The organism is Nesterenkonia sp. PF2B19 (assembly GCF_001758425.2).
GTDB lineage: Bacteria > Actinomycetota > Actinomycetes > Actinomycetales > Micrococcaceae > Nesterenkonia > Nesterenkonia aethiopica.
In genome coordinates, this window is record NZ_MDSS02000085.1 from 1 (window position 1) to 9,885 (window position 9,885).

At 69.4% G+C, this 9,885-nt stretch carries 10 protein-coding genes; 8 read left to right on the forward strand and 2 right to left on the reverse strand.

Annotated elements, in window-relative coordinates; all coding sequences use genetic code 11:
* The first annotated feature begins 155 nt into the window (after positions 1-155).
* From BCY76_RS16275 to cutA, 5 genes are all read left to right on the forward strand, one after another.
* Positions 156-788, forward strand: a complete 633-nt coding sequence (locus BCY76_RS16275; protein ID WP_070158634.1) for a hypothetical protein — start codon at positions 156-158, stop codon at positions 786-788.
* A 313-nt stretch (positions 789-1,101) separates the two neighbouring features.
* Positions 1,102-1,479 (forward strand): hypothetical protein, encoded by a 378-nt coding sequence (locus BCY76_RS16280; protein WP_070158635.1) that lies wholly within the window; start codon positions 1,102-1,104, stop codon positions 1,477-1,479.
* Between the two features lie 47 nt (positions 1,480-1,526).
* On the forward strand, positions 1,527-2,510 hold the full coding sequence (locus BCY76_RS16285; protein ID WP_070158636.1) for a hypothetical protein: 984 nt from the start codon (positions 1,527-1,529) through the stop codon (positions 2,508-2,510).
* A gap of 212 nt (positions 2,511-2,722) precedes the next feature.
* A complete protein-coding gene (locus tag BCY76_RS16290; protein WP_237090238.1) occupies positions 2,723-4,042 on the forward strand; it encodes an MFS transporter in 1,320 nt (439 codons plus the stop codon).
* 130 nt (positions 4,043-4,172) lie between these two features.
* Complete coding sequence (gene cutA / locus BCY76_RS16295) at positions 4,173-4,520, forward strand: divalent-cation tolerance protein CutA (RefSeq protein ID WP_070158637.1); 348 nt, start codon at positions 4,173-4,175, stop codon at positions 4,518-4,520.
* Positions 4,521-4,842: 322 nt separating this feature from the next.
* Here the strand turns inward: cutA and BCY76_RS16300 are convergent, their stop codons facing one another.
* The gene (locus BCY76_RS16300) at positions 4,843-6,435 is read right to left on the reverse strand and encodes a sodium:solute symporter family protein (protein WP_237090235.1); all 1,593 of its coding nucleotides are present in this window, start codon (positions 6,433-6,435) and stop codon (positions 4,843-4,845) included.
* Complete coding sequence (locus BCY76_RS16305) at positions 6,432-6,758, reverse strand: DUF4212 domain-containing protein (protein WP_083277246.1); 327 nt, start codon at positions 6,756-6,758, stop codon at positions 6,432-6,434. Before BCY76_RS16305 ends, BCY76_RS16300 begins: the two co-directional genes overlap by 4 nt.
* Positions 6,759-7,068: 310 nt before the next feature.
* Between BCY76_RS16305 and BCY76_RS16310 the strand changes: the two genes are divergently transcribed.
* The 3 genes from BCY76_RS16310 to BCY76_RS16320 all read left to right on the forward strand — a co-directional run.
* On the forward strand, positions 7,069-7,446 hold the full coding sequence (locus tag BCY76_RS16310; RefSeq protein WP_237090236.1) for a hypothetical protein: 378 nt from the start codon (positions 7,069-7,071) through the stop codon (positions 7,444-7,446).
* Positions 7,447-7,670: 224 nt separating this feature from the next.
* Positions 7,671-8,228: a hypothetical protein gene (locus BCY76_RS18745; protein WP_070158639.1), complete on the forward strand. Its 558-nt coding sequence runs from the start codon at positions 7,671-7,673 to the stop codon at positions 8,226-8,228.
* Positions 8,225-9,885, forward strand: a 1,661-nt coding sequence (locus tag BCY76_RS16320; RefSeq protein WP_237090237.1) for a sodium/solute symporter, incomplete at its 3' end; no start/stop codon positions are given. The genes BCY76_RS18745 and BCY76_RS16320, both read left to right, overlap by 4 nt.

The following is a 9,885-nucleotide window of genomic DNA, read 5'->3' on the forward strand; positions in this document are numbered from 1 at the left end:
CGTGACCGATCCTCACCTGCAGAGTCCTCTACCTTTGGCGGGGACTTTCATCTGAGGCACGGCCCCTTGCTACGCGGGGACTTTCCATGAGTCTCGTCGCACCCTGGTGACCAGCGACGATTCACGCATAATTGCCCCCACCGGAAGGAGACGTGATGAGCAGCACAGCCCGCCATCGCCGACCGAAGATGACCGAGCCCGCGGTGTTCGACGAGCAGGAGGGCGGCGCCGACCCGGCGACGATCTCGCAGGCCGCCCACGACACCGCCCACGCCTTGGTGTACCACGGCCGGGACTCGGACGATCCGGAGATCACCGAACGCTTCATCAGGCTCGCCGAGACGGAGGGCATCGAGGCCATCGCGGAGCTGTGGGCTGATTCCCCGGCCCATTCGTTGGCAGGCAGCCTGTGGCGGATCTACGCCATCCGCGCCGCCGTCCAGGAGAACCCCCGCCGATTGGCCGAGTACTACCGCACCGGCCGTGGGGACGGCACCACCACCGCTGCGATCGCGGGCGTGCCCGAGCCGCCCACGTCCGATGAGATGACCAAGCTGGCGGACATGGTCCTGGCGGGCATGTATACCGGGGACATCGACGTCGCCTTCGACCGGGCCGCCGCCTTCTGCCGGGTCATCGCCCGCGGGGAGGCCCTCTGGGCGGACAACCATGAGGGCACCTCCCAGGACGTCGCCCGTCGCATGACCGCCCGGGCGGACCAGCTGATCCGCACCGCCGAGGAGCTGGAGGTCTCCGCCCGCTCCTTCCGTGCGGGCACCCTGGACTGACCGCAGCGCAGCAGAGCGTCCCTCGCGTCGGCACAGGACCAGAACGACGCCGACAGGGCGGCTATGCGTGCCGCCCTGACACGTACGTCACGACTTCACAACATTCCGTCTGCATGACTGTCACCATGCGGAACCCGCTACATGATGAAGGTAGGGTTGCGCCCGAGGGAGAGTGCGGGACCAGTGTGTTCCGCGATGGTTCGCGCCTGCATCGAGGTCAGCCCTTCGGGTCTGGACTCCGGCACGTGGACCCATCCACCGCACTGTGATCAGGACCGGAGTCAGCATCGACTGACTGACAGAGGGGCGACTCATGTCGGAGAACAACCCATACGGACAGCAAGGCGGCTGGCAGCCGGGGCAGGACCCCCAGCAGGGCCAGCCCGACCCTCGGCAGCCGGGCGCAACCAGCCCGCAGGCAGCGGGAGGCTATGGCGCCCAGCCCGGCTACGGCCAGCAGGGGCAGCCCGGATATGGCCAGCAGGGCCAACCCGGGTACGGCCAGCAGGGCCAGCCAGGCTACGGGCAGCAGGGCTACGGCGGCCAGCAGTATGGTGACCAGTACGGGCAGGCCGGCTATGGCGCCGGCGGAGCAGCAGGTCCCGGTGGTCCCGGCGGCCTGGTGGACCTGGCCAGCCCGGAGGCCCGGGCGGCCCCGACGGCTCCGGCAAGGGGCCGGGCAAGGGCCTGATCTTCGGGCTGATCGGCGGCGCGGCGCTGCTGATCATCGTCATCGCCGTGGTGCTGTTCCTCGTGCTCGGCCGCGGCGGAGGAGATGCCGAGGCGGAGAACGGTGGCGAGAACGGTGGCGAGGGCGAGGGTGAGTCGAGCGTCGAGCCGGGCGCAGACTCCACACCGCACGGAGCAGTCGAGGCGTATCTGACTGCGCTCGCGGAGGGAGACGTCGAGGGCGCGCTCTCGCTCATCGACGCGCCCTCCGACACCACGCATATGACCCAGGAGGTCCTGGACGTCTCGGTGGAGCTCGCGCCGATCTCCGAGATCTCGGTCAACGAGGTGGAGGTGGGCGACTACGCGTTCAGCGAGGAGGTCACCGCCTCCTTCACCCTGGGTGAGGAGTCCGTGACCCACCGCTTCTGGACCTCCACCGATGACGAGGGCGACTCCTGGTTCCTCGACGGTGCGATCAGCATCAGCGAACCCTCGGCGGGCTCCCTGGACGTCACGCTCAATGGCGTCGAGTTCACCACCTCCGACACCTACGTGTTCTTCGGTGCGGCCTATGAGCTGGACATCGCCCACGAGAACTTCATGTTCGACGGCGACAGCGTCGTCCACGCCACCGACACCTACGTCTCCACGGCGGACCTGACTCCGGCGCTGACCGAAGAGGCTGAGGACACCTGGCGGGACCTGATCATCACCGAGGTGGAGGACTGCGTGGCCTCCAATGAGAAGGAGGCCGGCTGCGGGCTGGACATGCCCGACGAGGTCTCCGGCGCCGAAGTCATCGAAGGCTCCATCGAGCGCTCGATGTCGACCTCCGACCAGCAGGCCCTGCAGAACATCGAGCCGCGGCTCGACTGGAGCAACCCGAACCTGGTGGGATCCGACTATGTGAGCATCACCGTCGACGTGGAGTACGAGGGACGCTCAGGCGGCAGCACCGACCTCTACGAGCTGTGGACCGGCGACCCGCGCTGGCTGGGCGACCCGGTGGTCGACATGACCGCCGAGGAGCTCGAGATCACCTGGGAGTGATCGCCACGGACTGACGCCCCTTCTGCGGAGCTCGTCGGTCCCGCGTCCCAGAAGCAGCACGACGACGGCGGCCCCGAGAGTCCACGCCGAGATGACGTCCGATGAGGGCGGCTCGGCCATGGACTCCGGGGCCGCCGTCGTCTGCTCTACACTCAGTGCTCGTGCCTCAGAACACCACCACCGCACCCCGTGACGCCCGCCCCACCGGGGAGATGATCGTCCAGTCCCTGCCGTGGCGCTGGAACACTCAGGGCCGGATCTTCCTCATCGGCGGCCTCGGCTTCATGTTCGACGCCTGGGACGTCTCCCTCAACGGCATCCTCATCCCGCTGCTCAGCGAGGAATGGGGACTCACGCCCTCCCCGGCCGCGTGGATCGGGACCGCCAACCTCATCGGCATGGCGGTCGGCGCAGTCATGTGGGGCACCATCGCGGACCGCATCGGCCGCAAGCAGGCCTTCGCCTGGACGCTGCTGATCTTCTCGATCTTCACCATCGCCGGGGCCATGACCAACGACCTCAGCTGGTTCGTGCTCTTCCGCTTCCTGGCCGGCATCGGCCTGGGCGGATGCGTGCCGGTGGACTACGCCCTGGTCGGCGAGTTCACCCCTGCCAAGCATCGGGGCCGGGTGCTGACCGCCATGGACGGCTGGTGGCCCATCGGGGCGGCGCTGGCCGGGTTCGTCTCCGCTCTGCTGGTCGGCGTCTGGGGCGACTGGCGGCTGCCGCTTCTGGCCATGATCCTCCCCGCCCTGCTGGTCTTCGCCGTACGGCTCTTCGTCCCAGAATCCCCCATGTATCTGATCCGACAAGGCCGGACCGAGGAAGCCCGGCGGATCATCGACGGCATGGTGGCCCGCACCGGGGCGGCCCCGCGGGAGTACGTGCTGATCCCGGGCACGGAGTCCTCCAGCCTGACCCTCGGCTCCCTGGTGGTGCAGCTGCGTCGAGTGTGGGCGCACAGCTGGCGGATCACCACGGTCGCGTGGGTGATGTTCCTGGCGGTGATGACCGTCTACTACATCGCCCTGCAGTGGATGCCGCACTTCCTCATCGAGGCCGGCTACGAGCAGTCCCGTGCGTTCATCACCTCGGCCGGCATGGCCGGCGTCGGGCTCGTGGGGGTGCTGATCTCCACCGTGCTGGTGGAGGCCACGGGCCGCAAGGCGCTGCTGGCGGTCAGCGCCCCGGTCGCCACCGCCCTGCTGGTGGGGCTCGCGCTGGTCATGGACGTCCCGTCCCTGGTGCTGGTCATGGTGCTCGGCTTCGGGCTGATCATCCAGATCGCCATCCCGGTGCTCTACACCTACGTCTCCGAGCTGTACCCCACGGAGATGCGCGGCTCGGGCTTCGGCTGGGCCTCCACGGTCTCCCGCATCGGCGCGGGCGTGGGGCCCCTGCTCTTCGTGGGCTGGCTGCAGCCCTGGCTGGGGCTGGCGGGGGCCTTCACCGTCTGCCTGGTGGGCGTGGCGGCCGCCGTCGTCGTGATGCTGCGCCTGGCCCCGGACACCACCGCCAAGCACCTGGACTGAGGGCGTCCCCCGGGCTCAGGCTGTCCGTTGGGGCCGAGTTGGTCCGGAGTTTCGGGTACTCGGCTCGATCGAGTCGAGTTTCGCATACTTCAGACCACGTCACCGGCGGGGTGTGCGGCACACTGGAGCCATGTGTGACGATGTCCAGCCCACCGCCGCAGAGTTCGTGACCGTCCAGACCACCGTGGAGGATGAGCCGCAGGCCGAACGCCTGGCCGCCGCGCTTCTCGACGCCGGCCTCGGCGCCTGCGTGCAGGTCAGCGCCGTCCGCAGCTTCTATCGCTGGAAGGGCGAGGTGCATGATGACCCCGAGCAGCTGCTCACGGTGAAGACCACCGCCGCGGCCGTCCCAGGGATCAAGGAGCTGCTGACCAGGGACCACCCGTACGAGGAGCCCGAGCTGATCGTCCAGCCGATCCTCGACGGCTCCCCGGGCTACCTGGGCTGGGTGCGGGAGAACACCATCGCCCCGGCGTGAGCTGGTCTGGAGTTGTGGATACTCGGCTCGATCGAGTCGAATACCCGCAACTCCAGACCAACTCGGCGGGGCGGGGTGGGGTGGTGTGAGGTGGGGTGGGGTGGTGTGAGGTGGGCCGGACCCCACAACCCACGACGACGGCCCCGCCCGGAGGTCCCGAAGGAACCTCGCGAACGGGGCCGCCACCGTCCGGATGTGCGGCTCAGGCAAGGGGATGGCTGAGCCCGATACCCGGAGCGTCAGACGTCTGCGCCCACCTTCCGCTGCTGCGGGTAGCGGATGGACTCGACCATCTCCTGCACCTCGTGCGACGGCGGGGCGGTCAGCTTCGACACCACGATGGTGACGATGAAGTTGACCAGGGCGCGACGGCACCGATGCCCTCGGGGCTGATGCCCAGGATGTGGTCGTTGGATCCGGTGCCGAACACCTCCAGCGTGTAGATCATGTACGTAGCGGTGAAGACCAGACCGGTCAGCATGCCGGCGGTGGCGCCGACTCCGTTGGCGCGCTTCCAGAAGATCCCGAGGATCAGGATCGGGAAGAACGTGGAGGCCGCCAGTCCGAAGGCGAACGCCACCACCTGGGCCACGAACGCTGGCGGGTTGATGCCGGCGAAGATCGCGATGACGATCGCCGCGGCCATCGCCACACGTCCCACCAGCATCTGCTGGCTCTCGGAGGCGCCCTCCTTCTTGAAGACCCGGAAGTACAGGTCGTGAGAGGCGGCCGAGGAGATGACCAGCAGCAGCCCGGCCGCGGTGGACATGGCCGCCGCCATGCCGCCGGCCGCCATCAGGCCGATGATCGGGGCGGGCAGGCCGCCGATCTCCGGAGAGGCGAGCACCAGGATGTCGTTGTTGACGATCAGATCCGCACCGGAGGCGGCGTTGTTGGACACCGTCTCGATGGTGTCGACGCCGTCGGCGACGGTCACCAGGCCGGTGGCGCCCCAGGTCTCGATCCAGGCCGGCAGCTGGTCCACGGTGGCGCCCCGCACGCCCTGCAGCAGGTTCAGCTTGGTGAACGCGCCCACCGCGGGGGCGGTGAGATACAGCAGGGAGATGAAGAACAGGGCCCAGAAGGCCGAGTACCGGGCGCCGCGGACGGTCTTGGTGGTGTAGAACCGGATGATCACGTGCGGCAGGCCGGCGGTGCCGAGCATCAGCGAGGCCGTCACCAGGAACACGTCGATCTGGCCGCCGTCGCGCCCGGCGAACGCCTGGGTGAACTCATGCAGCCCGAACTCCGTGCTCAGGGAGTCCAACTCGGCGAGGATCTTCCCGTAGGAGATCTGCGGCACCGGGATGCCGGTGGTCTGCTGGGCCACCGCGACGGCGGGGATCAGGTAGGCGATGATCAGCACGGTGTACTGCGCCACCTGGGTGTAGGTGATGCCCTTCATGCCGCCGAGCACCGCGTAGAAGAAGATGATCGCGGCGGCGACGATGACGCCCCAGGTGAGGTTGAGCCCCAGGAAGCGGCTGAAGACGATGCCGCCGCCGTTCATCTGGCCGACCACGTAGGTGAAGGACACCACGATGGCGGCGACGGCGGCGACGATGCGCACCGACTCGGAGTAGCGGTCGCCCACGAACTCCGGGACGGTGAACTTGCCCCATTTGCGCAGGTAGGGGGCCAGCAGCAGGGCCAGCAGCACGTAGCCGCCGGTCCAGCCCATCAGGTAGACCGAGCCGTCCGAGCCCAGGAAGGCGATCAGGCCGGCCATGCCGATGAAGGAGGCGGCTGACATCCAGTCGGCGGCGACCGCCGCACCGTTGGCGATGGTCGGCACGCCCTGGGAGGCGACGTAGAACTCCTTGGTCTCCTTCACCCGCGAGCGCCAGGCGATGAAGATGTAGAGCCCGAAGGTCAGGATGATGAAGAAGAAGGTCCAGAACTGGATGTCGCTCATGCTCGCTCACCGTCCCCGTTGCGCTCCGAGACGCCGAACTCGTCGTCGATCCGGTCCATCCACAGGGCGTAGACCAGGATGAGGATCACGAACGTGTAGATGGATCCCTGCTGGGCGAACCAGAGCCCGAGCGGGAAGCCCAGGATCTCGATGGCGTTCAGCGGCTCGATCAGCAGCACGCCGAAGCCGAACGAGACGGTGAACCAGATCGCCAGCAGGACGATCATCAGGCGCAGATTCTTCTTCCAGTAGCGCTCACGCCAGGAGTTGTCCTGTTCTGGCGGGGCGCCGCCGGAGGTGCTCTCATATGCCGTGTCGGCCATGGGAGACTCCCTTCCCTTCCAATGCGGAGTGATCCTGTGCGGTGCTGCCCAGGACGGCTGCGCGCCACACTCGGGCGGCGCAGGTCATGAGACCAAGAAACCCCACTGTGAGTCAGCTCACAAGCGATGCTCCGCAGACGGCGCCCCTGTGTTCGCCAGCGGCGGGTATGGGTCTGCGAGCGGTCGGTGCGGGGTGTCGGTGACCGCTCGCGGCGCGGAACCTGCCGTTCGTGGACTGTTGACTGCCGTCCGGCGGTCATTCGCCGGACGGGGTGGCCCCTGTGACCCTGGTCACTCGTAGAATCGGGGCATGACGACGACGGCGAACGGCACAGCGATGGGCAGCAGCAGTACGGCCTCGCCCGCGGGGGCCGGAGGCTCCGGCGGGTCCGAGAAGGGCATCTTCGGCGGCATCACGGCCCGCATCAGGGCTGGCCGCGCCACGGGCTGGGGCGTGTTCCACGCCGGCAGCTCCGCCATGATCCTCGGTGGTCTGATGCTCATCATCTCCGCGTTCCTGCCGTGGGTCGTCATCCCGATCGCGGGGGAGAGCTTCGCGCTGCGCGGCACCGACGGGCCGGGCGTGGTCACCCTCGCCGTCGGGTTCCTGGCCTTCGCCGGAGGCTTCGTCCCCAAGCGGGGCCTCGCGATCGCCCATGCGATCGTCCCCGGGGCGCTGGTGGCCTGATCGTCGGGGCGCAGGGAGTCCGGCTGGTCCAGCTCTCGGCGCAGACCGGCTCCTGGGGCGGCCTGCTGCCTGGCATGGGCTCATCCTCGCCAGCGGCGGCGCGGTCGTCCTGATCCGCGTGGCCGTGCGCCTGTGGAGGGCGCGGCCCGCAGCATGAGCGCTCCGTCGGCCGGGTTGCCTCGCTGCCGCTCCGGAGGGTCCGGGCGCCTGCCTAGACTGGCGGCATGAGACGCGATGACCTGGGGCTGCGGGGGTTCGGGGACTCCTGGGGCGATTCCCCGGAGGTCAGAGACACTCCGGCCGAGGTCGACGCCGTCTTCCGCACGCTGCGCCGTATCGCAGCCACCTATTTCGTGGTGTTCCTGCTGCTGGTGGCCGCTTTCCCGGTGCTGACCATGACCCTGGACTGGTGGTCCGAGGCCCAGCTGGTCGGCCATCTCAGCCCCGGCTTCCTCACTGCCGGCGTCGGCCTCTACGTGGTCTTCGCCGTCATCGGCATCGCCGCCGCGACTCTCAGCTCCTCGGTGGAGTCCCGCATGCTGGGCCATGCCGGGGTCGGAACGGAGCATGTCCTCGACGAGCCTGCGGAAAATACCACGAGGGAGGCCCGCAGGCAGCCGCACGATCGGCACGACGACGACGGCCGCATCCTGCTCGACGCCGCAGTCCCGCCCGAATCGCCGTTCCATGATCCCGATGCCGATGCCGATGCCGATGCCGATGCCGACGCCGACGCCGACGACCCGCAGGACGGTCACGACGACCGGGAGGCCGGCCGATGACCGCCGCCTCCATCATCACGCTGACCGCCGTGCTGGTCATCGTCCTCGGGGTCTCCTTCATCACCCGCCCGCGGCATTCCTCCACGGTGGACTTCTACCTGGCCGGGCAGCGCGTCGGAGTCGTCACCAACTCCTGGGCCATCTGCGGGGACTACCTCTCCGCGGCCTCCTTCCTCGGGGTCGCTGCTGCGGTCTACGTCTCCGGGCTCGACGGCGCCTGGTACGCCGTCGGCTTCGCCGCAGGGTTCGTGCCGGTGCTGCTGCTGGTGGCCGCCCCGCTGCGCCGCTTCGGCGAATTCTCCCTGGCTGACTTCCTGGGCCGGCGGCTCGGGTCCGACGCGGTCCGGCTCTCCGCCGTGGGGATCGTGCAGCTGGTCATCCTCTTCTACCTGATCCCGCAGTCCGTGGGCGGCGGCATCACCTGGGAGCTGCTGGTCGGCCACGGCGTGATGGGACTGAGCCCCTACGCCACCGGGGTGCTGCTCTCCACCGCGGTGATCGCCGTCGTCGTGGCCTTCGGAGGGATGCGCGGCACCACCTGGAACCAGGCCGTCCAGTTCCTGCTGCTGCTCACCGCGCTCATCTGGCTGGCTCTGGTGGTCACCGGCGACGGCTTCCGTTACGGGCAGGCGGTGGAGCAGCTCAGCCAGGAGCCGCTGAGCAATCCCGCCGAAGGGGCACAGGGCTGGGAGCTCCAGCCCGAGACCAACCACATCGACGACGGCGAGGCCGCCGTGTTCGGAGAGCCCGGCGCCCGCTACGGCCAGTTGGGCCAGGTGGCGCTGGTGGTCACCCTGGGGCTCGGCACCGCCGGGCTGCCCCATGTGATGAACCGCTACTTCACCGCCCCCACCGGGCGGGCCGCCCGCACCACCACGGTCTGGGTGCTGATGCTCATCGGCGCCTTCTACGCGCTGGCGGTCATGCTGGGCACCGCCGCGCGGGACATCATCCCCGCCGCCGTGGCCGACCACCCCTGGCTGGAGCCGCTCACCATCGACGGGGTGCTGCGCATCCCCGAGCACGCCCTGCCGGTGCTGGGGCGCATCTACGGCGGCGAATCCGGGCTCGGGCTGGTGGCCGCCGCCGCGCTGATCGCCGCGATGTCCACCGCGGCCGGGCTGCTGCTCGCCTCCGCCGCCACCTGGGGCCATGACGTCTACGAACGCCATATCAACCCGCATGCCACCCAGCGTCAGGCGGTGTGGGCGGGCCGGCTCACCACCCTGGTGGCCGCCGCCACCGCCGCCGCCCTGGCCATCGCCCTGCGGCCCGACGCGTTCACCCCCGCCATGCCGTCCCTGGTGGCCACCATGGTCACCTGGGCGTTCGCCGTCGCCGGGCTCCACGCTGACCCCGGTGATCGTGCTGGCCATCTGGTGGCGCCGCCTGAGCGCCCGGGGTGCGGTGGCCGGGATGCTCACCGGCGGGGCGCTCGCGGTGGTCATGTTCACCGCCGGAAGCCTCCTGGAGCCGGCCTGGTGGCGGGAGCTGCTGGTGGCCCCCACTCTGGTGGCCGCCCCGGTGGCCGGCGTCGTCGCCGTCGTGGTCTCCCTGCGCACCACACCGCCCGACGACGTCGAACAGGCCTGGAGGATCATGCACGGCACCGCGGCGGACCGGCAGGCCGAGCGGCTCGCCCGGCTGACCATCGCCG

What these genes read in the sequence shown, in the direction of transcription:
- BCY76_RS16280 (WP_070158635.1), top strand. Translation starts at nt 1,102, where the DNA reads ATGTCGGAGAACAACCCATACGGACAGCAAGGCGGCTGGCAGCCGGGG.
- BCY76_RS16290 (WP_237090238.1), top strand. Translation starts at nt 2,723, where the DNA reads ATGATCGTCCAGTCCCTGCCGTGGCGCTGGAACACTCAGGGCCGGATC.
- cutA (WP_070158637.1), top strand. Translation starts at nt 4,173, where the DNA reads ATGTGTGACGATGTCCAGCCCACCGCCGCAGAGTTCGTGACCGTCCAG.
- BCY76_RS16275 (WP_070158634.1), top strand. Translation starts at nt 156, where the DNA reads ATGAGCAGCACAGCCCGCCATCGCCGACCGAAGATGACCGAGCCCGCG.
- BCY76_RS16305 (WP_083277246.1), bottom strand. Translation starts at nt 6,758, where the DNA reads ATGGCCGACACGGCATATGAGAGCACCTCCGGCGGCGCCCCGCCAGAA.
- BCY76_RS16310 (WP_237090236.1), top strand. Translation starts at nt 7,069, where the DNA reads ATGACGACGACGGCGAACGGCACAGCGATGGGCAGCAGCAGTACGGCC.
- BCY76_RS18745 (WP_070158639.1), top strand. Translation starts at nt 7,671, where the DNA reads ATGAGACGCGATGACCTGGGGCTGCGGGGGTTCGGGGACTCCTGGGGC.
- BCY76_RS16300 (WP_237090235.1), bottom strand. Translation starts at nt 6,435, where the DNA reads ATGAGCGACATCCAGTTCTGGACCTTCTTCTTCATCATCCTGACCTTC.